General features: G+C 64.7%; 19 protein-coding genes and 5 pseudogenes. 10 read left to right on the forward strand and 14 right to left on the reverse strand.

Features of this window, described 5'->3' with window-relative positions:
- Window positions 1-89: 89 nt before the first annotated feature.
- The 3 genes and pseudogenes from QM841_RS12750 to QM841_RS12760 all read right to left on the reverse strand — a co-directional run.
- A complete protein-coding gene (locus QM841_RS12750) occupies window positions 90-980 on the reverse strand; it encodes a universal stress protein (protein WP_280779732.1) in 891 nt (296 codons plus the stop codon).
- Complete coding sequence (locus QM841_RS12755; RefSeq protein ID WP_283332273.1) at window positions 977-2,800, reverse strand: amino acid permease; 1,824 nt, start codon at window positions 2,798-2,800, stop codon at window positions 977-979. The genes QM841_RS12750 and QM841_RS12755 overlap by 4 nt, the downstream gene beginning before the upstream one ends.
- Window positions 2,801-3,238: 438 nt before the next feature.
- A pseudogene (locus tag QM841_RS12760) lies at window positions 3,239-3,417 on the reverse strand (response regulator transcription factor); the annotation flags it as partial.
- On the opposite strand from QM841_RS12760, the pseudogene QM841_RS12765 reads away from it, so the two are divergent.
- Window positions 3,416-3,724: pseudogene (locus QM841_RS12765) on the forward strand (MFS transporter); the annotation flags it as partial. The pseudogenes QM841_RS12760 and QM841_RS12765 overlap by 2 nt on opposite strands.
- On the opposite strand, the gene QM841_RS12770 reads toward QM841_RS12765, so the two are convergent.
- Genes QM841_RS12770 through QM841_RS12785 form a run of 4 tightly spaced genes read right to left on the reverse strand, consistent with a single transcriptional unit; the run spans window position 3,721 to window position 7,826 of the window.
- Window positions 3,721-4,917 (reverse strand): acetyl-CoA C-acetyltransferase, encoded by a 1,197-nt coding sequence (locus tag QM841_RS12770; protein WP_283332274.1) that lies wholly within the window; start codon window positions 4,915-4,917, stop codon window positions 3,721-3,723. The pseudogene QM841_RS12765 and the gene QM841_RS12770 sit on opposite strands and share 4 nt — an antisense overlap.
- A gap of 13 nt (window positions 4,918-4,930) precedes the next feature.
- Entirely contained in the window at window positions 4,931-5,383 is a 453-nt protein-coding gene (locus QM841_RS12775; RefSeq protein ID WP_283332275.1) for a MaoC family dehydratase, read from the reverse strand.
- 45 nt (window positions 5,384-5,428) lie between these two features.
- A complete protein-coding gene (locus QM841_RS12780) occupies window positions 5,429-6,652 on the reverse strand; it encodes an acetyl-CoA C-acetyltransferase (RefSeq protein WP_283332276.1) in 1,224 nt (407 codons plus the stop codon).
- Between the two features lie 4 nt (window positions 6,653-6,656).
- Complete coding sequence (locus QM841_RS12785) at window positions 6,657-7,826, reverse strand: acyl-CoA dehydrogenase family protein (RefSeq protein WP_283332277.1); 1,170 nt, start codon at window positions 7,824-7,826, stop codon at window positions 6,657-6,659.
- 231 nt (window positions 7,827-8,057) lie between these two features.
- Here QM841_RS12785 and QM841_RS12790 point away from each other — a divergent pair, with 231 nt between their 5' ends.
- From QM841_RS12790 to QM841_RS12805, 4 genes are read left to right on the forward strand one after another with little or no spacing between them, the layout of a single operon-like run.
- Entirely contained in the window at window positions 8,058-8,408 is a 351-nt protein-coding gene (locus QM841_RS12790) for an AMP-binding enzyme (protein WP_054245945.1), read from the forward strand.
- A gap of 22 nt (window positions 8,409-8,430) precedes the next feature.
- Window positions 8,431-9,621: an acyl-CoA dehydrogenase family protein gene (locus tag QM841_RS12795; RefSeq protein WP_133985452.1), complete on the forward strand. Its 1,191-nt coding sequence runs from the start codon at window positions 8,431-8,433 to the stop codon at window positions 9,619-9,621.
- Window positions 9,622-9,635: 14 nt separating this feature from the next.
- Complete coding sequence (gene fabG, locus QM841_RS12800) at window positions 9,636-10,379, forward strand: 3-oxoacyl-ACP reductase FabG (protein ID WP_283332278.1); 744 nt, start codon at window positions 9,636-9,638, stop codon at window positions 10,377-10,379.
- Between the two features lie 41 nt (window positions 10,380-10,420).
- A complete protein-coding gene (locus QM841_RS12805) occupies window positions 10,421-11,290 on the forward strand; it encodes a LysR family transcriptional regulator (RefSeq protein WP_005250384.1) in 870 nt (289 codons plus the stop codon).
- Here the strand turns inward: QM841_RS12805 and QM841_RS12810 are convergent.
- Complete coding sequence (locus QM841_RS12810; protein ID WP_283332279.1) at window positions 11,230-12,123, reverse strand: LysR family transcriptional regulator; 894 nt, start codon at window positions 12,121-12,123, stop codon at window positions 11,230-11,232. The genes QM841_RS12805 and QM841_RS12810 overlap by 61 nt on opposite strands.
- 161 nt (window positions 12,124-12,284) lie before the next feature.
- On the opposite strand from QM841_RS12810, the pseudogene QM841_RS12815 reads away from it, so the two are divergent.
- A pseudogene (locus QM841_RS12815) lies at window positions 12,285-12,507 on the forward strand (GntR family transcriptional regulator); the annotation flags it as partial.
- Window positions 12,508-12,672: 165 nt separating this feature from the next.
- On the opposite strand, the gene QM841_RS12820 reads toward QM841_RS12815, so the two are convergent.
- Window positions 12,673-13,383 carry a TetR/AcrR family transcriptional regulator gene (locus tag QM841_RS12820; protein ID WP_283332280.1) on the reverse strand — a complete coding sequence of 237 codons (711 nt, stop codon included), beginning with the start codon at window positions 13,381-13,383 and terminating at the stop codon, window positions 12,673-12,675.
- Window positions 13,384-13,529: 146 nt separating this feature from the next.
- Between QM841_RS12820 and QM841_RS12825 the strand changes: the two genes are divergently transcribed.
- Both QM841_RS12825 and QM841_RS12830 read left to right on the forward strand, forming a co-directional pair.
- Window positions 13,530-14,921: an APC family permease gene (locus QM841_RS12825; RefSeq protein WP_283332281.1), complete on the forward strand. Its 1,392-nt coding sequence runs from the start codon at window positions 13,530-13,532 to the stop codon at window positions 14,919-14,921.
- Window positions 14,918-16,063: a serine hydrolase domain-containing protein gene (locus QM841_RS12830; protein ID WP_283332282.1), complete on the forward strand. Its 1,146-nt coding sequence runs from the start codon at window positions 14,918-14,920 to the stop codon at window positions 16,061-16,063. The genes QM841_RS12825 and QM841_RS12830 overlap by 4 nt, the downstream gene beginning before the upstream one ends.
- Before the next feature lie 140 nt (window positions 16,064-16,203).
- Here the strand turns inward: QM841_RS12830 and QM841_RS43395 are convergent.
- The 3 genes and pseudogenes from QM841_RS43395 to QM841_RS43175 all read right to left on the reverse strand — a co-directional run.
- Window positions 16,204-16,659, reverse strand: a pseudogene (locus tag QM841_RS43395) (amidohydrolase family protein); the annotation flags it as partial.
- A gap of 77 nt (window positions 16,660-16,736) precedes the next feature.
- Complete coding sequence (locus tag QM841_RS12835) at window positions 16,737-17,135, reverse strand: hypothetical protein (protein ID WP_283332283.1); 399 nt, start codon at window positions 17,133-17,135, stop codon at window positions 16,737-16,739.
- 32 nt (window positions 17,136-17,167) lie between these two features.
- Window positions 17,168-17,812, reverse strand: a pseudogene (locus QM841_RS43175) (carboxymuconolactone decarboxylase family protein).
- On the opposite strand from QM841_RS43175, the gene QM841_RS12845 reads away from it, so the two are divergent.
- Together QM841_RS12845 and QM841_RS12850 are read left to right on the forward strand one after the other, a co-directional pair.
- On the forward strand, window positions 17,772-17,981 hold the full coding sequence (locus tag QM841_RS12845; RefSeq protein WP_283332284.1) for a hypothetical protein: 210 nt from the start codon (window positions 17,772-17,774) through the stop codon (window positions 17,979-17,981). The pseudogene QM841_RS43175 and the gene QM841_RS12845 sit on opposite strands and share 41 nt — an antisense overlap.
- A gap of 159 nt (window positions 17,982-18,140) precedes the next feature.
- The gene (locus QM841_RS12850) at window positions 18,141-18,365 is read left to right on the forward strand and encodes a hypothetical protein (protein WP_283332285.1); all 225 of its coding nucleotides are present in this window, start codon (window positions 18,141-18,143) and stop codon (window positions 18,363-18,365) included.
- A 61-nt stretch (window positions 18,366-18,426) separates the two neighbouring features.
- Here the strand turns inward: QM841_RS12850 and QM841_RS12855 are convergent, their stop codons facing one another.
- Entirely contained in the window at window positions 18,427-19,290 is an 864-nt protein-coding gene (locus tag QM841_RS12855) for a tyrosine-protein phosphatase (protein WP_283332286.1), read from the reverse strand.
- A 450-nt stretch (window positions 19,291-19,740) separates the two neighbouring features.
- Window positions 19,741-23,013: a protein kinase domain-containing protein gene (locus QM841_RS12860; RefSeq protein ID WP_283332287.1), complete on the reverse strand. Its 3,273-nt coding sequence runs from the start codon at window positions 23,011-23,013 to the stop codon at window positions 19,741-19,743.
- Between the last annotated feature and the right edge of the window lie 11 nt (window positions 23,014-23,024).

Raw genomic sequence — 23,024 nt, forward strand, 5'->3', positions numbered from 1 at the left:
CGACACGGATTGGTACGGAAGTAGTACCCATGAACGAGCGGGATAGTCGTTTCACGGCATGTTTTCTCCCGGATGGGCACGAACGACGCCTAGGCCGTCACCTTGTTTCTGGGAACGATCAGCACGGGCACCGGAGCGTGACGCAGGATCTTCGAGGCGGCCGAGCCGAGGAATACGTGGGCCGCGGGTCCGGCCGCGCCCGAACCCAGCGCCAGCATGTCGCCGGCTTCCCAGGAGACGGCCTCCACCGCTTCGCGCCAGTCGTGGCCGCTGCCGACCACGACGTCCACGTCGGGAACCGGAATTCGGGCGCGAACTGCGTTGAGCTGCTTGATGATATCGGCGCGCGTCCGGCGAGCCCATTGTTGGACGACGAGGTCCTCCGTCGATCGCTCGATCGCGCCGCCGAACATCGTCATCGGCCGCACCGTGAACGACACGATCCGCAATTGCACCGGCCACTGCCTGGCCAGCTCGGCGGTGGCAGCAACGAGGCCGTTGACATCGGCCTCGCCTCCATACGCGACGGTGATCCGGCGGATCGACTCCGGCGCCGGCGGGTAGCCGCGCGGAGCGATCGCGACGGGCACCGCCGCGGTATGGACCAGCCGTTCGGTGACGCTGCCCAGCGTCACCCTGCCCAGCAGCCCGGACGACGACGACCCGACAACCACGAGACGCGCGTCGTGGGCGGTGACGAGTTCGATCAACCCTGTTGGAATGGAATCGGATTGGTGGACGACGCGGGGAATGTCCGGGCCCCCGGGCAGCTGGCCGACCACCCTGTCCAGCGCGTGCGAAGCCTGCTCGGTGACGTAGCCCAGATATTCGCGTTCGATGGGGTCGTCCTTCGCCGGCCACGGCCGTTCCACGATCGCCGCGGCCACAACCTTGTCGCCGGTCCAGCGTGATATCTGCACCGCCAGGTTGAGGGGTGCGGTCCCCTGACGGCTCGAGCTGAAGCCGGCGATGATCGTCATCGGGGGGCTCTCCCTGCGGCGACCGGGGTGACGACGACGTGCGTCACCGGCACACTGTGCTCGGCGCGGGCGCGGTCCACGACGTCGAAGCGGTGCCACACCGACTCTTCGGGTGGCAGTGTCGAGATGACGATCTGATCCGGACGGAACGAGTCGACGGCGGCGGCCAGCGCCCGCAGCGGCCGGTAGTCGCCCAACTCGCCGTCGGCTTCGAGGTTCTCCGCGCGGAGTGTCGCCAGCGTGTCGTCCAACCGCCGCTGTGCGACCTCTCGGGTCGCTTCCGCGACGTCGAGTGGACCGTGGGTGGCGGCGGTTCCGGTCTCGATCGGGCTGGCAGGCACGACCACGAAGTAGGTGGCATCCCGATCCGCGTCGATGCGACGAAGCTCGTCGAGCATTTCCTTGGACTGGACGGTCTGGTTCGCGAGCACCAGGACGCGGTGCGGTCGTGTGGTCGCCGCGACCCCTTCCACGACGGGCCGCCGGCCCACGAACCACTTGTTGGCGAGGAACAACACGATGACGACGGCCCATGACAACAGGCTCAGCACCAGTTGCGACCGCACATCGTCTTGCAGATACATCTGCACCAGGATCGCCACGATCGCGCCCGCGGTGATGATCGACAACACCGGGAACAGCCACATCTTGACCCGAAGCTCCGAGTCCGGGGTGCGGTACCGCAGGACGATCTGGGAGACGGCAATGAGCAGGTAGACGAACAGGATGACCGCACCGCTGGAGTTCAGCAGGAAGACGAAGACGGTGTCCGGTGAGACTGCCGCGGCGATGACGCACAGAAAACCGACGACCGAGGACGCGAGTATCGCGGTAGCAGGAACCCCGCGCCGGGTCACCCTGACCAGCTGCGCGGGCGCCTCCCGGCGCGCAGCGAGCACGAACAACATGCGTGAGGCGGTGTACATGCCCGAGTTGAGACAGCTCAGCACCGCCGTCAACACCACGGCGTTCATGATGTGGTCGGCGTACGGGATCCCCATTTCGGTGAACGCGGCGACGAACGGGGACGCGGCCGCATCCTCGTCGTTCCACGGCAGGATCGTCGCCAGCAGGAACGTGGAGCCGACGAAGAACACGGCGATCCGCACGATCACCGAGTTCGCGGCCTTGGTCACCGCCCGCTCCGGGTCCGCCGATTCCGCAGCGGCGATCGTCGCGATTTCGGCGCCGACCATGGAGAAGATCACCGTGACCACACCGACGGTGATGGCCATGGCGCCGAACGGCAGGAACCCGTCATGGCTCCACAGGTTCGAGAAGTCGAGCGATTTGTTCGGCCACACCCCGAGAACGAACAGTGTGCCCAGCCCGATGAACACCACGATCGCGGCCACCTTGATCCCGGCGAACCAGAATTCGAACTCACCGAACGACGACACCGAGAACAGATTCGTCGCCGTCATCAGAATCATCAGAACCAATGCCGACAACCACAACGGGATGTCGATCCAGTACTGGATGATCGTCGCGCCGGCGATCGCCTCGAAGCCGACGACGATCACCCAGAAGTACCAGTACAACCAGCCGACGGAGAAGCCGGCCCAGTTGCCCAACGCGGCGCGGGCATAATCGGCGAACGATCCGGTCGACGGGTTGGCCACCGCCATCTCGGCCAGCATCCGCATGACCATGATGATCAGGACCCCGGCAAGCGCATAGGTAATGAACGCCCCCGGCCCGGTGTCGCCGATGACGACACCCGAGCCGACGAACAGGCCTGCGCCGATCACCCCGCCGATCGCAATCATCGTCAGCTGCCGCTGGCTCAGCGCCTTCTTCAAAGTGGGTGTTGCACTCATTGCATCCCTCCGATACTCGACGCACCGGCTACTCGCTCTCTTGGCGAGACCGGCTGTCGGATTCCGTGGGATGTACTCGGCTGGGCACGCGATCAGAGGGAATGAGCCGCAGGGCTTGAATCTCAATCGTAAGCCGCACCGTCCGTCCGGCGAGCGAGATTCGGACAGGTGGATCGTGTGCGCGCTGCGCGCAAGCGCACCGGGCCTTCCGCAGCGGACGGCAGGAACGCGGCCAGACCGTCACGGGCGAACGAGGACCTCCAGCGCCTTGCGGTCGTCCATCGCCCGCTTCCTTGGAGACTCCCTGCAGGACCTGGTGACACCACCAGACTTTCCGTAGCGGCATCGGCAAGGCGGCCGTCGTCGTTGCCGGAGCCCGCTCGAACCAATTTCGAGCGGTAATCGGATGGTGTAAATTGTTCCCGCTCTCCCGTGCGCCTAATCGTGCGCCCGCTCCACGACCCAGGCCGCGACCTGGGTCCGGGAGGTGAAGCCCAGTTTGGCCAGGATGTGCTCCACATGGCCATGCGCGGTGCGGGGTGAGATCACCAGGCGGTCGGCGATGCCTGATTGGTCAGGCCTTCGGCGATCAGATCGGCGACTTGACGTTCCCTCTTGGCCTACGAGGCAATGCCTGCCCTGATCGCCCGCAGCGTCGCCGACACCGAACTCGGCAGCGCCGTGAGCTTCAACCAGGTGCTGCGCACCGTCGGCGGTTCGTTCGGCAGCGCCCTCGCAGGTGCGGTGCTCGCCGCGAACCTGGCACCGGACCTACTTCCCACCGAAAACGGAATCCGGCTCGCTCTCGCAGTGGGTGCCATCGGGTGCGCGGTCGTCTTCGTCGCACTCCTCGTCAATCACGTGATGTCGCGTCCGCCGACCCCGATGTCGGAGCCGGCGGACGCGCGCATCAGTCGGAGTTAGGCACCTTCGACGATGGCGGCCATTCCCTGCCCTCCACCGATGCACATCGTGAGAAGCGCCTTGCCGCCGCCCCGTCGCCGCAATTCATGCAGCGCGGTGGTCGTCATTCGCGCTCCGGTCGCGCCGATCGGGTGTCCGAGCGAGATCCCGGACCCGTTGACGTTGAGGCGGTCCCGATCCTCGAAACCCCACTCCTTCAGGACGCCGAGCACCTGGCACGCGAAAGCCTCGTTCAGCTCGATCAGCGTGAAGTCGTCGAAGCTCGCGCCCGTCCTCTGGAACAGCTTCGACGCCGCCGCGACCGGTCCGAGGCCCATCAGTGCGGGTTCGCACCCGGCTGCGGCCCACCCGGTGAGGACGCCCAACGGCTCGAGCCCGAGTTCGTCGAGTTGATCCTCGGCGACGACGAGCATCGACGACGCCGCATCGTTCTGCTGACTCGCGTTGCCCGCGGTGACGACGCCGTCTTTGAGAGCACTCCGCAGGCGTGCCAGGGTCTCGGGCGTGGTTTCGGGGCGGATGCCCTCGTCCCGGGAGACGACGGAGACGTTGCCCTTCCGGTCGGTGATCTTCACCTCGATCACCTCGTCGTCGAACTTGCCTACCTCCCAGGCTGCGTGGGCCTTCGCGTGGCTCTCGGCTGCGAACGCGTCCGACTCCTCACGGCCGATTCCGCACCGTGCCGCGACGTTCTCGGCGGTCTCGATCATTCCGCTGATCTTCCCGAACCGCCATTCCGGCTGGGAGCGTTCCCGCCCGCGGTCGAGGCGGTCGTAGAGGTTCAGCGATCCGGCGCGGGTGCCCCAGCGGGCACCGGTGGTGTAGTGCTCGATGTTGCTCATCGACTCGACGCCGCCGGCGAGCACGACGTCGGCCGCGCCGGTCTGCACCATCATCGACGCGGTCACGAGGGCCTGCAGGCCCGTGCCGCAGCGGCGGTCGGTCTGCAGTCCGGCGACGCGGATCGGCAGTCCCGCCTCGAGGGCCGCCCACCGTCCGATGCACGGGGCCTCAGAGTTGGCGTACGACTGGCCCATCACGACGTCTTCGATGAGGATCGGGTCGATCCCAGACCGTGCCACGGTCTCTTTGATCACGTTGGCGGCCAACGTCTCTGCCGGGACGTCGCGCAGTGCTCCGCCGAAACGGCCGACCGCGGTGCGGACGGGGGCGACCAGTGCTGCTCTACGCATGTTGTTCCTCGTTTCAGGAGACCAGGACGCGGACGGTCTCGGCGACGCACGCCGGCTTGTCCTCACCCTGGATCTCGATGGTGTATTTGACGACCAGTTGCGCGCCCTGGTTGGTGCGCTCGAACGACACGATCTCACCGCCGGCCCGCACCTTCGCCCCGACCTTCACCGGCTGGGGGAAGCGAACCTTGTTGAGGCCGTAGTTGATCACCAGCTTCACGCCGTCGATGCGCATGAGTTCGGCGCCAAGTTTCGGCAGCAACGACAGCGTGAGGTAACCGTGGGCGATGGGGGCCCCGAACGGGCCCTGGGCGGCACGCTCGGGATCGACGTGGATCCACTGGTGGTCTTCGGTGGCATCGGCGAACCCGTTCACGCGTTCCTGCGTGATCTCGAGCCAGTCGCTGTGGCCGAGATGTTCGCCGACTGCGGTTTCGACGTCGTCGATTCCCTGGAATACGCGCATGACACTCTTTTCGGGTCGGCCCGGTACCGGGCGGAAGTGGAACGGCTAGATGTTGACGTTCTCGAACACGGCCGCGATGCCCTGCCCACCGCCGATGCACATCGTCTCGATGCCGTAGCGGGCCTGGCGGCGGTCCAGTTCACGAAGCAGATTGGCCAGGATACGACCACCGGTGGCGCCGACGGGGTGGCCGAGGGAGATGCCGGATCCGTTGACGTTGAACCGGTCTCGCATGTCGGACTCGTCGAACTTCCACTCCCGCGCGCACGCCAGCACCTGCGCTGCGAACGCCTCGTTGATCTCGAGGAGATCGATGTCGTTGAGGGTGAGCTTCGCCCGGGTGAGGGCCTTGTCGACGGCGGGGACCGGGCCGATGCCCATGCGGTTCGGCTCTACTCCGGCGACGCCCCAGCTGACGAGCCGGGCGAACGGGCGCAGGCCAAGACGTTCCGCGTTCTCGGGGGTGGTCACGATCGCGGCGGCGGCCGCGTCGTTCTGACCACAGGCGTTGCCGGCGGTCACGGTCGCCTCCGGGTCGACGCGTGACCGGATGGGCCGCAACGCCGACAACGACTCGGCCGTGACATCGCGGCGCGGGTGCTCGTCGGTGGTGACGACGACGTCGGGCTTACCGCGTTTGCCCGGCACCGTCACCGGGATCGTCTCGGGGTCGAACAGGCCACCGTCCTGGGCGCGGATCGCACGCGCGTGGGATTCGGCGGCGTACGCGTCCTGCTCCTCGCGGCTGATCGAGTACTCGCGGCGCAGGTTCTCCGCGGTTTCGATCATGCCGCCCTCGACGGGGAAGTTGACGCCGCCGGAGTTGGTGCGGGGCTTGGCCAAGCGATCGTGGAATTCCACCGACGCACCCTTGACGCCCCAGCGCATTCCGGTGCTGTAGAACTCGGTCTGGCTCATCGACTCGGCGCCGCCCGCGATCACCAGATCGCTCATTCCGGTCTGCACCTGCATGGCCGCGTAGATCACGGCCTGCAGCCCGGAGCCACAGCGGCGGTCGAGCTGGATGCCGGGCACGGTGACGTCGAGGCCGGCGTCGAGCGCAGCGATCCGGCCGATGGCCGCAGCCTCGCCGTTGGCGTAGCCCTGACCGAAGATGACGTCGTCGATGTCGTCGGACGTGATCGACGTCCGTTCGATCAGGCCCTTCAACACCGTCGATGCGAGGGTGGTGACGGGGATGTCGCGGTACATGCCGCCGAATCCCCCGACTGGGGTGCGGACGGGTTCACAGATCACTGCTTCGTACATGGGCTCAGAGCGCTTTCTTCGCTTCGCGGACGAGGCCGCCGCCGATGATCAGACGCTGGATCTCGCTGGTGCCCTCGTACAGGCGCAGCAGGCGGACCTCACGGTAGATCCGTTCCACCGGAACGTCTCTCATGTATCCGGTGCCGCCGTGGACCTGCACCGCGAGGTCGGCGACCTTGCCGGCCATCTCCGTGCAGTACAGCTTCGCCACGGACGGGGAGATACGACGATCCTCACCGCTGACGTACTTCTGCGCCGCGTCCCGCACCAGCGCGCGGCCCGCGGACACCCCCACCTGCTGGTCGGCGAGCATCGCCTGCACCAACTGGAAGTCACCGATCGGGGTGCCGCCCTGCTTCGTGACCGCCGCGAAGGCGACGGACTCGTCCAGCGCCCGCTGAGCGCTACCGACGGCGAGGGCGGCGATGTGCACGCGACCACGAGCGAGCGACGTCATGGCGGCACGGTAACCGGCCTCCTCACTGCCGCCGACCAGGGCCGATTCGGGGACGCTCACGTCGTCGAACGCGACCTCCGCGGTCCAGGCACCCTCCTGGCCCATCTTCTTGTCCTTCGGCCCGACCACGACGCCGGCGGTGTCGGCGGGGACGAGGAACACCGCGATGCCGGTGCCGGTCTCGTCGGCGGGACGGGTGCGGGCGAAGACCACGAACAGATCGGCCAACGGCGCGTTGGTGATGAACCGCTTGGTGCCGTTGATCGTCCACTTGCCGTCCTTCAGGACGGCGCGGGTGGTCAGGCCCGCCGGGTTCGACCCGGCCTCCGGCTCGGTCAGCGCGAACGACGCGACCACGTCACCGGACGCGATGCGCTCGAGCCATTCCGACTTCTGTTCGTCCGTACCGAAATTCACCAGCACCTGGCCCGCGATCCCGTTGTTGGTGCCGAACATCGACCGCAACGCCAGGCTCGTGTACCCGAACTCCATGGCCAGTTCCACGTCCTGCGTGAGGTCGAGTCCGAGCCCGCCCCACTGCTGCGGGATGGCGTACCCGAACAGACCCATCTCCGCCGCCTTGCGGCGAATGTCGTCCGGAATCAGGTCCTTTTCCGCGATTTCATTTTCCCTGGGAATTACTTCCTTCTGAATAAAGGTTCTCGTCTGCGCGAGAATGTCCTTGAAGTCTTCGTCACTCACTTCGCGTTCAGCCATGAAGGTGAATATCCAGCAACCCGGCCTCGCTGTCAAGCGAGTGCCACGAACGAGAACGCGCAGCGCAGACGGCATTTACGACCCATAGGAAGAGGGAAACTGTCGGTTTCCTACAGCGTCTTTGACCACGGCGGTCCGAGGCACTTCAATAGGTGTCAGTGTCCGGAGGAATTGTCCGGGCATATTCACGAACAATGAAATTTCCCGGCGAGATGGAACTCGATATTCGACATGGTTGGCAGACCCGAGGACGCACTCCTCTACAAGGGCTACACCGTCGATCCGCACGAATTGGAACAGCTGTTGCTGTCACGACGAGGCATTCTCGACGTCGTGGTGGTCGGCCGCTCCGTTCTCGGGGTCGGGGAGATGCCCGTCGCATTCGTGGTGGCAGAAACCACGGCGCGCATCACCGCCGAGGAACTGATCGAGTTCGTGGCGGCCACGGTGCCGCCGTACAAGAAGGTGCGTGAGGTGGTCTTCGTCGACGAGTTGCCCCTGTCCCCACGGGGTGCGGTCCTGCGGTCCGCATTGCGCGACCGCCTGAACGACGTGCACGCCGAGCAGAGTACGGAGAAATGATGAACACGGGACAGGTGGAACAATGACACGACTGGCGCAGACCGCCGGGCTCACGGACACCCAGGGCGAGATCGTCTCGGCAGTGCGAGAGTTCGTGGACAAGGCGATCATTCCGCAGGCGCAGGAGCTCGAACATTCCGACACGTACCCGACGGCCATCGTCGAGCAGATGAAGGAGATGGGCCTGTTCGGGCTCACGATCCCCGAGGAGTACGGCGGCATCGGGGAATCCCTCCTCACCTACGCACTGTGCGTCGAGGAGATCGCGCGGGGATGGATGAGCGTGTCCGGGGTGATCAACACCCATTTCATCGTCGCGCACATGATCGCGAGTCACGGCACACCCGAACAGAAGGCCCACTACCTGCCACGCATGGCGACGGGTGAACTGCGCGGCGCGTTCTCGATGTCCGAGCCCGAACTGGGTTCCGACGTCGCCGCCATCCGGACCAAGGCGGCCCGGGCAGCGGACGGCAACTACGTGATCGACGGCCAGAAGATGTGGCTGACCAACGGCGGGTCGTCGACGCTGGTGGCGGTGCTGGTCCGCACCGAGGAGGGTGCGGCGAAGCCCCACGACAACCTCACCGCGTTCCTCATCGAGAAGCCCGCCGGGTTCGGCGAGGTGCTACCCGGGCTCACGATCCCCGGGAAGATCGACAAGATGGGCTACAAGGGCATCGACACCACCGAGATGGTGTTCAGCGGCTACCAGGCCGCGGCAGACACGATCCTCGGCGGCGACCCGGGCCGCGGCTTCCGGCAGATGATGGACGGCGTCGAGGTCGGCCGCGTCAACGTCGCCGCCCGCGCGTGCGGGATCGCCCAGCGCGCATTCGAACTCGGCGTGAAATATGCGAAGACGCGGGAGACGTTCGGTTCGCCGATCGCCGAACACCAGGCGATCGCCTTCCGGATCGCGGAGATGGCGACCAAGGTCGAGGCAGCACACCTGATGATGGTGAATGCGGCGCGGCTCAAGGACTCCGGGGAACGCAACGACGTCGCGGCCGGGATGGCCAAGTACCTCGCGAGCGAGTTCTGCTCCGAGGTGACGCAGGACAGCTTCCGGATCCACGGCGGCTACGGCTATTCCAAGGAATACGAGATCGAACGCCTCATGCGGGAGGCACCGTTCCTCCTCATCGGCGAGGGCACCAGCGACATTCAGAAGCAGATCATCAGCCGCGGGCTGCTGCGTTCGTACAACTGAGGAAGGAAGAATCAATGGCACTTCTCGAGGGACGGGTCGCCGTCGTCACGGGCGCGGCCCAGGGCATCGGTTTCGAGATGGCCCGGAAGTTCGCGAGTGAGGGCGCGTCGGTCGTCCTCGGCGACATGCACGCCGAGAACGTCAAGGCCGCCGCCGGAAAGCTGGAGGCCGACGGCTTCCAGGCCGTCGCCGTCGCCTGCGACGTCACCGATCCGGATCAGATGCAGAACCTCGGAAAGACGGCGATCGACGCGTTCGGCGCGATGGACGTGTGGGTCAACAACGCCGGCATCACCCGCGACGCGACGCTGCGCAAGATGTCGCTCGCCGATTTCCGCTCCGTCATCGACGTGCACCTGCAGGGCGCGTGGCTGGGCACCCAGATCGCGTCGATCGCGATGCGGGAGGCCGGCAAGGGTTCGATCGTGAACATCTCGTCGATCTCGGGCAAGGTCGGCATGGTCGGGCAGACCAACTACAGCGCCGCGAAGGCCGGCATGGTGGGCCTGACCAAGGCGGCCGCGAAGGAGGTCGCCCACCTCGGGGTGCGGGTCAACGCGATCCAGCCCGGCGTGGTGAACACCGACATGATCCGCGCCCTGCGCGCCGACATCATCGAGGCGAAGCTCAAGGAGGTCCCGATGGGCCGCGGTGCCGAGCCCGAGGAGATCGCGAACGTCGCACTGTTCCTCGCGTCCGATCTGTCCAGCTACATGACGGGCACCGTTCTCGAAGTCACCGGCGGACGTCACATCTGACATCCGGCGGATCGACGGGTCGTACGCAGTAGTCTGCACTGGTGGAGTCGCGTCACGTCGAGTACTTTCTCGCCACCGTCGACAACGACGGCCTGGCGCTCGCGGCCGAGGCCCTGGGCGTCACCAAGCCGTCGTTGTCGAAGGGGCTGCGCAATCTCGAGCGTGACCTCGGTGTCGAACTGTTCCACCGCGTGGGCCGCGGCCTGGTGCTCAGTGCGGCGGGAAAGGCATTCGTCGGTCCGGCGCGGAAGATCGTGCGAGACCTGGTGGCCGCCGAGAGCTCGCTGGTCGACGTCTCGGGACTGCCGCGCGGCCGACTCGACATCTGCGCGTCCGCGCACGTCGCGGAAGGCCCCGTCACGGAACTGATCGGGTCCTTCCGCAAGCAGTATCCCGGCGTGGTCGTCCGGCTCGCCGACCTGCGGCCGGTCGACGTCATCGCCTCGCTGATCCGCGACGGACACTGCGAGATCGCCTTCAGTCATTTCCCCTTCGCTGCAGCTGGATTGACGACGCGCGTCCTCGGAATCCACGAGTACTGGCTGGTGGTTCCGCACGACGCCGAGATCGACTGGCGAGATCCGTTCCCCCTCGATGACCTTCCGAACATTCCCGTGGTGGGGTTGCCCAAGGAGTCGTCGTCGCGCACCGTCATCGAGAAGGCACTGCAGGCCGCTGGGAGCCGGACGATCATGTCGGCCGTCGTCGAGCAGCGGGAAGCCGTCGGCGCGTTCGTCGTCGAGGGCGTGGGAATGTCGTTCATGGAACGCACCCTCGCGGAACGGGCCGCGGTCGGCGGCGCCCGGATCTGTACCCTCGACCCGCCGATCACCGTCCCGTACGGGGTGATCTACGACGAAGCCCGGCTGTCTCCGGCCGGACGCGCGTTCCTCGATACGCTCGCGCCCTGAGCCTCGTCGAGCGCGGCGATGAACGCCGCCGCCGCGGGCGGAAGCGGATCCGGTCGATGGACGAGACCGATGGTGCGCACCTCCGGCGGTGCGAGCGAGCGCACCACGACCCCCGGCAGTTCCTGCTCGGCGACGCGCCGCGGCAGCAGGGTCGCCCCCGCACCCTGGACAACCAGTTCCCACATCGACTGACGATGCGCACACTCGACGGCGATGTTGTTCACCGGCAGTCGTGGCCGCGACCCGATCTCGACGATCATGGGAATGTCGGCAAGCAGGTCGACGGGCACCGGATCGGGTAGCTCGATCGCCAGATCCGCGTGGAGCGCGAGCACGATTTCCTGTTCCCCCACCATCCGGAACTCGAGCCCCTGGTGGTCGACGAGCAGTTCGGTGAGCCCGAGGTCGCACTCACCCGACCGGACCGCGCGGCCCACACCGTCGGGAACGTCCGCCGACACCGTGGCCAGGACCACGCGCGGGTACTGTCGATGAAACCGGCCGCCGATCCGCGGAAGCGGATCGGCGGCAAGAGAATTGAGAACTGCGATCGTCAGCGTGCCGGACCGCAGTTCGGCGACGTCGTGCACGACGGCCCGCGCCCGCTCCACATCGGCGAGGACCTGCCGCGCCGCATGCGCGAACGACGTGCCCGCCGGGGTGATCCGCAGCTTCCGCCCTCCACGATCGAACAGTTCGACACCCAGATCGCGTTCGAGAGTCCGGATCGCCTGCGACAGCGAAGGCTGCGCGATGAACAGTGCCCGCGCGGCCTCGGTGATGCTGCCGTGATCGGCCACGGCGACGAGGTACTCGGCGTCCCGGATGTCCACCAGTCGAGTCTAGCGACCACGAAGTGCGCCGAGGCCACGCCGGCCGACGAGATGCGCAACCAAATTCAAGGCCTGCGACCGCCTCATTTCACAAGCTCGCAACCACATTAGAGGCCGATGGTATATCAATCAGTCTCATATCCGGGAAGGTGCGACCGCCGATGCCGCTGCATGACAGATCAAGGCGACAGCAACTTCCGGAGGAAGTTGCCTCGTATGTGCGCGAGATGATCATTTCCGGCGACGTGCGTGGGCGATTTCCTCCGCATCGAGCGGATTGCCGAAGCCGTGGGAGTCAGCACGAGGCCTGTCCGCGAGGGGCTTCTTACACTCCGGAGCGAAGGCTTCGTCGAGTTGGTCCCCCGTCGAGGCCTCGTCGTGGCGCTGGCAGAGAAAGCCGTCCGATACGAACTGGTCTGCTCGGTAACTGCACCCACAGATGCCGTCGACGTTCTCGCGGTCGTACACGGCTTCCGCGTCCCCGTCGCTCACTACCCCGTCGGTGTTGTGGCGGAACGAACGGTGTCGTTCGAGCCCGCTCGCGATTCGCTAGGCCGACTCGGCGCTCTCGCGCTCGGCGGCCGCCAGCACGGCCTCGACGACCAGATCGTAGATCGTCCGACGATCGATGCCGGTCAGCTCCGCGATGTGGGCGCGGGCCGTCGGATACTCGCCGTCGGGTAGATGCGCGTAGATGCGCGTCCATGACGCGGCGTCCTTCGCCTGGATCTCGGGGTCCAGGGTGGCAAGTACGGCGACCTGCCCGGCGAGCCCGAGCGTGGCGTCGGCAAATGCCCGGTAGTACCGGACCGTGGCTTCGCGAGACAGGCCCGACCGCGCGAACGTCTCGAGGATCAGCTCGACCATTCGGCGCTCTGCCGGACCGCCCGTCGTACGGGCGAACGTCAGCGCCGCGATGGCAGGTGAACGGACCGCGGTCGCCCAGATCCGATCGGCGATGCGGCGCAACGTGTCCTGCCAGTGCTCGCCTTCGGGCACCTCCCCGATTTCCTCGAGCTCGACCGCGGTCGCATGGTCGTAGACGGCCAGCAGCAACTCGTCCTTGTCGCGGAACAGCCTGTACAGAGTCGTCGCATCGACCTTCAGTTCCTCGCCGAGGCGACGCATCGTCAGCCCTGCGGCGCCGTCACGCTGAGCGAGTTCGAACGCAGCCTTCACCGCGGCTTCCTGCTGCAGCCCCTTGCGTTCACGCCGCGTCGTCCGCGCCGGCGTTGTGGCGCGAGCGGTGTCCTTCGCCATCGTGCTCCCCTCGATCCCTCGATCGATCCACCGTAGCAATACAGCACCCGCGCATCCTGCTGCCCACAAAGTTGTCAACAGCGTTGACAACACCGTCGCAGCGGAGTTTAGTGGTCGTCGCCACAGCACTACTTCAAGGAGTTCGCATGACGGAATCGCGGGTCGCGACAGCGACTGACGAACCACAGTTGACGCCGCGACTGACACTGCCGTCAGTAGTGGCATTCGGGTTGTCCTACATGGCTCCGAGCCTGGTCATGATCATTTTCGGCGTCATCGCAGTCGTCAGTGCCGGCACCGCGCCCACGGCGTTCCTGGTCGCGACCGGGGCGATGCTGCTCACCGCACTGAGCTACGCACGGCTGGCGCGCATCTACCCGGTCTCGGGTTCGGCGTACTTCTACGCCCGCCGCAACCTCGGCTCGGCGGCCGGGTTCCTGGTCGGATGGGCGATCCTGTTGGACTACCTGTTCCTGCCGATGGTCGCGTGGCTGGCGCAGTCGATCCTGCTCAACGCACAGTTCCCGGCGGTTCCCATCTGGCTGTGGATGTTGATCAACGCCGGCTTGACGACGGCGATCAATGTCATCGGGATCGCGCTCGCCGATCGTCTCAACCGGCTGCTGCTCGCCGTCTCCACCTTCTTGGTACTGCTCTTCTTCGCGTACTGCATCAAGTTCCTCGCCGGCAATCCGGTCGCCTCCTACGGCGAACCGTTCTGGAACTCCGACAGCACGGTCGCCGGCATCTCCGCGGCAGCGGCGATCGCGGCGTACTCGTTTCTCGGTTTCGACGCGGTGACCACACTCGCCGAAGAGACCAAGGACGCCGCGCGAAACATCCCCCGGGCCATCATCTGGATCGTCTCGATCGGCGGCGTCATCTTCTTCGTCGTGGCATATGTCATGCAGCTCGTCCACCCCGGCGACATCTTCGACGACGCGCAGGCCGCGTCGTACGCGATGTCGGTGCAGGTCGGTGGTCAGTTCTTCGCCGATTGGACCAACCTCGCGGGAATCATCGCAGGATCGGCATCCTGCCTGGCCGTCCAGCTCAGCTCGAGCCGTCTACTGTTCATCATGGGCCGCGACGGCGTGCTTCCCCGCCGATTGTTCGGAAAGCTCAACGGCCGTACCCGGACTCCGGTGTTCTGTGTGCTCGTCACGGGCAGCATGTGCTTCCTCGGTATGAACATGCCGCTCGAAACCGCGACGGGATTCATCAACTTCGGCGCGTTCACGGCCTTCACCGCGGTCAACCTCTGCGTCATCGTGTACTACCTGCGGAACTACGCCACACGGCAGTTGAGTGCCGTCCACTTCGTGGTCATGCCGCTCGTCGGCGCCGCCGTGACGCTGTACATGATCACCCAGCTCAGCGAGCATGCACTGATCTCCGGAATCTCCTGGTTGGCAATCGGAATCGTCTACCTCGTCTGGCTCACACGCGGCTTCCGCCGGCCGACACCTGAAATGAGCTTCACCCACGAGCAGGCGGTCATCGTCGCCGCCGGACAGAGCAGCGAGGCCGTGAAATGATCGATACCAAGTCGTTTGTCAGCCTTGCGGATTGGCAGAGCCCACCGACCAACCGGTACACCTTCGGCCGAATGCGGCAAGTCGTGCCGACGGCACGGGTCGCTGCCGGATCGGCGCCACTGCCACTCACCGACGGCGACCCGCTCGATCTCGATCTCCCCGTCGGCACCGAAACGCTCCGTTCGATACTCGACCGCACCTACACCGACGGATTCATGGTCCTCCACAACGGCACCGTGCGCGCCGAGTTGTATCCCGGAGACCTCGAACCCGGCCGGACGCACATGCTGTTCTCGGTCAGCAAGTCAATCGTCGGAACCGTCGCGGCAAACTTGATCGCAGCCGGTCTGCTGGACCCCGAAGCCGCCCTCACAGAGTACATTCCGGAGCTTGCGAACTCCGGCTACGCGGGCGCCACTGTGCGCCATATCCTCGACATGCGTTCCGGCATCCGATTCTCCGAAGAATACGTGGAGCCCGGCGCCGAGGTGCGGTTCCTCGATCAGGCTGTGGGCTGGATTCCGCGCGTCGACGATTGGGTACCGCCGTCGCTCTACCAGTTCCTTCCGATGCTGAGGGCGGCTCGCCCCCACGGCGGCCCTTTCGAATACCGATCGTGCGAAACGGATGTACTCGGCTGGGTGTGCGAACGCGCCGCCGCCGACCGTATGCCGGCGCTGCTGTCGCGGCTCGTGTGGTCGAAGTTCGCCGCCGACGACATGGACGCCGGGGTGGACCGTGCCGGAGCCGTTTTCGCGGACGGCGGCCTCGCCGCGACACTCCGGGACGTTGCGCGATTCGGTGAGATGCTCCGCCGCGGCGGACGCATCGGCGCCGAACAGGTCGTGCCGCTGCACTGGATCGACGATTCCCTACGTGGCGCGCCCGATTCGTGTGAGGCATATTCCCAATCGCCGACCGGAACGCCGTTCCCGGGCGGAATGTACCGAAATCAGTTCTGGATTCCCCACCCCAATCGGCGTGTGCTGTTGTGTCTGGGCATCTACGGTCAGTCCATCTACATCGACGTCGACCGGGGCGTCGTCGTCGTGAAACTGTCGTCCTGCCCGACACCGGTGAACGACGAACTGGACAACGCCGGATTCGCCGCGGCCGAGGCCGTCGCCGCGGCGTTGGCCTGAACGGTCACAGCATCAGGGCGTGCGGAGGCCCCCGGTCCACGGCCGCGGGGGCCGCGCACGTCCGCCTGTCCAACGGACGGGATTCGGTAAACACGCCTCGCCGTACGACTGAACAGTGCCGTCCTCTCCGAGGCAGAGCAGGCTTCCGTAACGGACTTCAGCGCGTTCCACAGGGGAACGAATCCGCACGATCGAGCATCCGGCGGAAAATTACTCTCCATCATGCAGCGGTCAGCACCAAACGCCTCCACCGCGGTTTCGACGTATGGGCGCCAGATCTCTGCCAGTTCATCCGAACCGGCCTTGGTCTCCCGACTTTCGAGGCCGAAACCCCAGAAGGGCAGGCCTAGACCACCGATCTTGCAGACGACGTTGGGACGTCGAGCAAGATCATGCAGGGAGTCTCGCCAGCTTCGAAAGATTGCGTTGCTCTCCTCAGCGTTCGTTTCCATGGCTATCGCCAACCCCAGATGGTTCAGGATCATCGTCGTCTCTGGAACGGAGTCCGCCAATCTGCTCAACTCTGGGAGCTGATGGTGGAGGACGGCGGCGTCGAAAGTGAGTTCTCGTTTCCCGAGCTCGCGCAGTCCTGACACGAGTCCTGGGCGGCGGATGAGTCCACTCGGGGGACGGTGCGTGATGTACCGGTACGGCGCCTCCGACGGGTGGTCGATCAGTATCTGTCGTACCCCACGGAAGCGTTCGGGTGCGGTCGAGAGCGCGAGATCGAGAAACTCTCCCGCGGGCTCGCCGACGTGAGGTCTGCGTAGCCCACGATCGCGGCCGAGACCCGGCAGGGTCCGTAACCGCCGCTGTCACTCATCGCGGCCACGCCGTTGGCGAACTCGACCTCACCAATCGCGCGTAACTGGGCCGGACCGTAGGTGCGTGCCATCGCCTGGGTTTCGACGTACACCGAGGCGACTATGTTGTGCCCCGCCGAGGCGTCCGCCAGATAGTCCTCGAACATGAAGCGCCCGGCCGGGCGGTCGAAGAGGTGGTGGTGCGAGTCGACGATCTCGAGGTCGGGATCGAGAATTGGTTCACTCGTCCTGCCGTTGTGTTCGGTCATAGTGGTTCCCTTTCCTGCTGCGCAGACCTAGGTCAGCTCGTCGGGATCGCTCCATCGTTCTCTTGTTCGAGGACCGCCCCGAGCGTCGCTATCGCCGTCACAGCATTGGGCCAACCCGCGTAGATCGCGAGATGGGTGATGATTTCGACGAGTTCCTCTTGCTGTACGCCGTTGCCCTATGCCCGCGAAAAATGCCCCGGCAGTTGGTTTTCCCGGCAGAGCGCGACCAGCGCAGCCACGGTTATCAGACTGCGATCGCGTGGGGACAACGCAGGTCGCTCCCAGACGTCACCGAACAGCACATCGTCTGTCAACGATGCGAGCTTCGGCGCGAGAGTGCCGAACATCCTTTGCGCACGGCTGACAGTTGAATCTTCGGTATCCCCGGACATCGGTCTCCTTCGAGTATGGGACGGAACCGCACTTCGCGAGCACGCACTGCGTACATATCGTGCTTGGCCATGCTCCGCACTAGAGGTACGCGCAGTTCGGACGTCGCGGCGGTCGCCTTCGCACCGCACGTTCGACAAGTCGGCGCGTGCACCGACGTCGCCCGGCACGGAGAAACTCCATCTGCACCGTACCTTGTGTTGCGTTATATATTGAGTGCTCGCGCGGGCCAAGGGGTACGGCGCGATGATGGGCATCGGGCGTGCTGGAGCGATCCTGTCGCCCATCGTCGCGGGCTACGCGCTCAGCGTGATGACGCCGCGCGCGATGAACCTGGCGGTCATCGTGCCCCTCCTGCTCGCGGCCCTCGTGGCAGTCGCTCTCATGCGCGTCACCCGCGCCGTCGAAGCCGACGCATCGCACGCGGAGGCTCACCCTCTCGCAGTTGCGGAGTAGGAGGCCGCGCTGTTCTTCACCGATGAAGGCGGCCACGTCCACCACAATCTCCTGAAGCTGGAGGTCGAATTGGTTCCGAGCCAAGTCGTCACGTCGATCGAACGCGGGGTGGTGCGGGGGCACAACAGCTACCATTCGGGCAAGGTGAGCGAATGGCGCGTGGACAGCGTCGTCCTCGTGACCCAACGCCTCTCCCGCTCAACGCTTTATGACGAGCTGACCCGGAATCCCGAATCGCTCGAAGAGAACGGCATCACCCGTGTTCTCCGCATCGGCGACTGTCTCGAGCCCCGGGTGACCGCGGAATCCGTCTTCGACGGCCACCGGCTTGCACGCGAGATCGACACCAGCGACCCCGCGGTTCCTCTTTGGATACGAAGCTAGTCGAGAGCGGATTGACTGCTTCGTAGATCAGGTTCGCGGGTTCGCTTCCGTGGTTGTGGTGCTACGCGACCACGAGCTTGCTGCGCAAGGCCGCGAGAGTTCCATCCGACAGCCCAAGCCCGTCCGCAACATAGTTGTCGAACGAGCCGTAGATCTTCTCGATCTCGTCAAGACCGGCCTTGAGGTACTCCGGCCGGACACTCGACAGCGCGCGCATCGCATCACCCCTGGCAGGGCCGCCAGATTCAGTTGCGCGGGCTGCGTTCGAATCAGTCGTTCTTGCCAGGTACTCGTTCGACAGCAGGTAGTCGCGCATGACAGTGCCACGATCGACGCCAGCAATGGTCAGGATAGTGGCGGCGATCCACCCTGTCCGATCCTTACCCGAAGTGCAGTTGAAGATCACTGGCCCATCAGTGAGAGCTATGTCGGTGATAGCGGCACCGAGCTGCGCACGTACCTCCGGCACATTGACCAACTTTTGATAGGCGTCGACCATCAGGCGATTGACACTGGTGACCGACGAGATATCGAGTCCACCCCCTGCCGCGGCATTGCTGTCCGCGGCGTCGCCGTACACGTTGTACCGCAAATACTTCGCACCCTCAGGCACCCGGTCCGGCTTCGCCGAAACCTCACCACTGGACCGGAGGTCAAAGACCGCGCGCACACCCAAAGTATTCAGTACCGCCAAATCGCCGCCGTCAGCAACCAGCGCGTTTGAGCGGTAAATTAGCCCAGCGCGGATCGTGCCCCCATCCACAGTCCTGTAACCGCCCTCTCTGCCAGCGATGTCACGGAAGTTTTCGACTGAACTCAACCGAGGGGTAACCGGTGCAGCCGTGTTCACTGTCGCCGCCGTCGTTGTCACGGTGGAGTTCGCGGACGTATCCGCCTTGCTGCAGCCGGCAAGTAGTGCGGCCACGAGAGCAGCGGAAGAAACTGCGACACGGAAAAGTGGGTGCAAGACGGACTCCAATCCGTACGCGATCAGAAGTGACGTTAAGCACCGTACAGTGGATCATGTGATTTGTACAACCGATCGTGCCATATGATCCGCTTTTCTCTTACCACTCCCCCGCGAAAACCGAGCCTTCCCAACAGGATCGATTCAGGCAGACCATCTCGACTGGGAGATGATGACCTCATCTGCACGAACTGCTGACATATCGCCAGATCCGTTGTTGCCAGATTTATACACGCCCGCCCCTAGTCGCGGCGTTCACGTAGTTACCTATACCGCAGACCATGTCGCCTGCGGGAGCGATCGAGACACTTGCGAGTTTCCCACCGAACCATGATGGTCCGATCGCCCCAACCTTTGCGGCAAGGCTTTAGGTGCAGCACCCCAGGCCTACGCGGCTTGCCGTTGACCCTACTGAGCCTGTTCCACCACCCAGGCCGCAATTTGAGCGCGCGAGGTGAATCCAAGTTTGGCGAGTACGTGCTCAACATGCCCCTGGGCCGTCCGCTGTGAAATGACCAGCTTTTCGGCGATCGCCCTGTTCGTCATACCTTCGGCAACGAGTTCGGCAACTTGCTGTTCCCGCTTCGTAAGCGTGGCTACGGGAGTGGTCGAATCATGCCTAGGGGGGCGCTGCCCGAGCGCGTACGCGACAGAGGCGGCGAAGTCGAGGTTTCCGCCCTTACGCAATGCGGAGTTGAACGTTCGCTCACCCAGAGCTCGGCGGACCGCACGTTCACAGTGATCGTGATGGTGACTCAGGTTGGGAAAGATGACCGTGGAGCTTCCAACGGATTGCACTAGCGCTTCTGCGGCGGCCATGAGTGTTGCCGCTCGACTGGGGTCATGGTTACTACAGGCAATCCACGCAAGCGTTTCGAGGCATGTTGCCGCAGTGAGGGGGTCATCTACTCTATGGGCGATTTGCAAACTTTCTTCGAGAACCATAGTGGCTCTTGCATTCTCTCCCTGCCGCCACACCGCCACGCCTAGTGCCCATAGCGCGTAGGACCTGTAGACGGATTCACCATGCGATTTGGTGGTCGCGAGAACTCGTTCATAGCATTCGATCGCACGGTGAGTGTCACCGCGCATTTCGTGTGCCCATCCGAGGGTATAGGTAGCGCCGACCTGCAGCGCGAGCTCGACCTGGTCACCGAACACCGCTACTGCCTGCTCCAGAAACAAGCACGCACGGTCAAGGTCTTCGTTGAATAGCGCGAGCAGTCCTTCGGCATGTGCGATGAGTGCGCGTGCCATGGGATCTGTTAGCTCGTCTGCCATTGCCTGCCCCTCTTCGACAAGCGCGTGGCTTGCAGACAGGTCGCCTTGCACTTCAGCGAGCACGCTGTTTGCATAGAGTGCCTTGACTCGCTCCGCGGTCGGTTCTCCGGTCTGGTGTGCGAGTATCCGGCCCAGCCAGTATCGGCCTTCATTGAAGAGGCCGCCCGATGACCAGAACATGAAGAGGGCGGTGGCGATGCTGAGTCCTACGTCGGGGTCACCTGCGTCCGACAGGCTGAATTCCATTGCTGCGCGCAGATTGGGGCGTTCTCGGCCAAGTCTGGAGATCCAGCCGACTTGTCGTGGACTGATCCAGTCCGCTTCTGCGTCGATTGCCAACTGACGGTACCAAGCACAATGTTGGGCCGATAGTGCTTCGTATTCCTCTGCAGCGTACAGTTTCTCGCGTCCGTAGTCGCGTATCGTTTCGAGTAATCGAAATCTGACCACCGAGGCAAGGGTCTCAGATATAACAATCGACTTGTCGACCAGCGAGGCGATGGTATCGATGAACTCACCGGATTCGACGGTTTTTCCGCATATCTGTTCTGCTGCATCAAGTTCGAATGAGCCAGCGAAGATCGACAGTCGCGCCCATACCGCTTGTTCGCGGGGTGAGCAGAGTTCATAGCTCCAATCAACGCATAGTCGTAGCGTCTGCTGGCGCGTCGGCACGTCTCTGCCCGATCTCGACAGTATCTCGTACTTGTCTGTCAGGCGCTCCAGCACTTGGTCGACAGACATCGCACGCAGGCGCGCAGCGGCCAGCTCGAGGGGTAGGGGTAATCCGTCGAGGCGCTGACAGATTTTGGCGACCGATATCCGATTGTCTTCGGTCAATTCGAAAGTGGAGTCGGCTGCTGCTGCCCGCTCTGCGAACAAGGTCACCGCATCGTAGCTGGGCAGGCCACGCAGCGACGGGTCGCGCTGTGCGTCGGGAACCGTGAGAGGAGGGACACGGAGCACAGCTTCACCACTGATGTCGAGGATCTCCCGGCTGGTTGCGAGGACGTGAAGTCCCGGGCATGCGCGCAAAAGTGTCTCGACGAGGGCAGCTGCGGCATCCACGACTTGCTCACAGTTGTCGAGAATGAGTAGCAGTCTTCGTGCGGCGACGAACTCGACCAGTAGGTCTTCTATCGAGCGTGTGGGCTGGTCCCTCAGTCCGAGCGCGCTGGCCACCACGTCGGCGAGCAACGACTCATCTCGCAGTTCCCCGAGTTCGACCAGCCAGACGCCGTCTGCAAATGCGCGCCGCGCCTCCGCGGCCGCTCGCAGTGCCAGCCGGGTCTTGCCTACTCCCCCGATCCCAGTCAATGTGACCAGGCGCGCCGTCGAGAGCAGCTTCTTTACTTCGGCCAGTTCATTGCGCCGACCGACGAAGCTGGTTAGCTCCAGTGGCAAATTCCCGTTCGCGTTTCGTGACGGGGTCCGAGGGTGTGGCTTTCTGCTGTCGCCGGCGTCACGATCGGCGGGCATCTTGCTGTTCTTGACGGCCTGGGGATTCGCCTGCAGGGCCATGTCGTCGATCGGGTAGCCGAGTTGATGCTGTAGCTCTCGGATCTCTTCGCCGAGGGCCGCAGCTGACCGCGGGCGGTCCGTCGGGTCACTAGCCATTGCACGTTCGATGACTGCGCATATGGCGTCCGGAATGCCGTGCTCGCGAAGGTCTGGAACAGGCTGGGTTGTGATCCTGAGAAACTGCGCGACGACTTGTTCCCCGCTGTGGCGTTCGAACGCGGCGTGCCCGGTGATTGCGCAGAAGAGGGTCGCTCCGAGACTGTAGATGTCCGAGGCGAGGCTGGGCGGATCCCCGCGTAACACTTCCGGCGCAGTAAAGGCGGGCGACCCCGTGACTGTTCCGGTTCCCGTTTCGAAGCCCCCCGAGATACGAGCGATTCCGAAGTCCGTCAGCGCTGGCTCAGCGTAGTCGGTGAGCAGGATGTTGGCCGGTTTCACGTCGCGATGAAGGATCTCGAGGCGATGGGCAGTCTCCAGTGCGCCCGCCATCTTCACGCCGAGACGAAGTGCTTCCGCAAAGTCGAGAGGGCCGTGACTGCGGATTGCGGCTTCCAGTGACTCCTGCGGGTGGTAGGGCATGACGATATACGGACGGCCGCTGGCGGTGGTGCCGACTTGGAGGATGCTGACGATGTTGGGATGACCTGTCAGTCGACCCATAGCGCGCTGTTCCCGGAAGAATCGGGCACGGTTTTCGTCGTCGAGGTCGGCTGTCAGGACTTTTACGGCCACCGACCGGTCAAGAGCGGGCTGGCCACACCGGTACACAAGCCCGAAACCGCCGCGTCCGATCTCCTGTGCATTCTGAAATCCGACGGCCTCGAGCTCCGACGTGATGTTCAGGGTCACGTCGCGTTGTGTCTCGCGCGGATCATTCATACGCTTCACCT

The sequence above is a fragment of the Rhodococcus sp. IEGM 1307 genome (assembly GCF_030056915.1).
Classification (GTDB): domain Bacteria; phylum Actinomycetota; class Actinomycetes; order Mycobacteriales; family Mycobacteriaceae; genus Rhodococcus_F; species Rhodococcus_F opacus_D.

Excerpts from the sequence above, each read along its gene's own strand:
- QM841_RS12820 (WP_283332280.1), bottom strand. The coding sequence starts at position 13,383 with ATGGCGAAGGACACCGCTCGCGCCACAACGCCGGCGCGGACGACGCGG.
- QM841_RS12780 (WP_283332276.1), bottom strand. The coding sequence starts at position 6,652 with ATGTACGAAGCAGTGATCTGTGAACCCGTCCGCACCCCAGTCGGGGGA.
- QM841_RS12835 (WP_283332283.1), bottom strand. The coding sequence starts at position 17,135 with ATGACCGAACACAACGGCAGGACGAGTGAACCAATTCTCGATCCCGAC.
- QM841_RS12770 (WP_283332274.1), bottom strand. The coding sequence starts at position 4,917 with ATGCGTAGAGCAGCACTGGTCGCCCCCGTCCGCACCGCGGTCGGCCGT.
- QM841_RS12755 (WP_283332273.1), bottom strand. The coding sequence starts at position 2,800 with ATGAGTGCAACACCCACTTTGAAGAAGGCGCTGAGCCAGCGGCAGCTG.
- QM841_RS12790 (WP_054245945.1), top strand. The coding sequence starts at position 8,058 with ATGGTTGGCAGACCCGAGGACGCACTCCTCTACAAGGGCTACACCGTC.
- QM841_RS12795 (WP_133985452.1), top strand. The coding sequence starts at position 8,431 with ATGACACGACTGGCGCAGACCGCCGGGCTCACGGACACCCAGGGCGAG.
- QM841_RS12785 (WP_283332277.1), bottom strand. The coding sequence starts at position 7,826 with ATGGCTGAACGCGAAGTGAGTGACGAAGACTTCAAGGACATTCTCGCG.
- QM841_RS12750 (WP_280779732.1), bottom strand. The coding sequence starts at position 980 with ATGACGATCATCGCCGGCTTCAGCTCGAGCCGTCAGGGGACCGCACCC.
- QM841_RS12845 (WP_283332284.1), top strand. The coding sequence starts at position 17,772 with ATGATGGGCATCGGGCGTGCTGGAGCGATCCTGTCGCCCATCGTCGCG.
- QM841_RS12830 (WP_283332282.1), top strand. The coding sequence starts at position 14,918 with ATGATCGATACCAAGTCGTTTGTCAGCCTTGCGGATTGGCAGAGCCCA.
- QM841_RS12775 (WP_283332275.1), bottom strand. The coding sequence starts at position 5,383 with ATGCGCGTATTCCAGGGAATCGACGACGTCGAAACCGCAGTCGGCGAA.
- QM841_RS12825 (WP_283332281.1), top strand. The coding sequence starts at position 13,530 with ATGACGGAATCGCGGGTCGCGACAGCGACTGACGAACCACAGTTGACG.
- QM841_RS12860 (WP_283332287.1), bottom strand. The coding sequence starts at position 23,013 with ATGAATGATCCGCGCGAGACACAACGCGACGTGACCCTGAACATCACG.
- fabG (WP_283332278.1), top strand. The coding sequence starts at position 9,636 with ATGGCACTTCTCGAGGGACGGGTCGCCGTCGTCACGGGCGCGGCCCAG.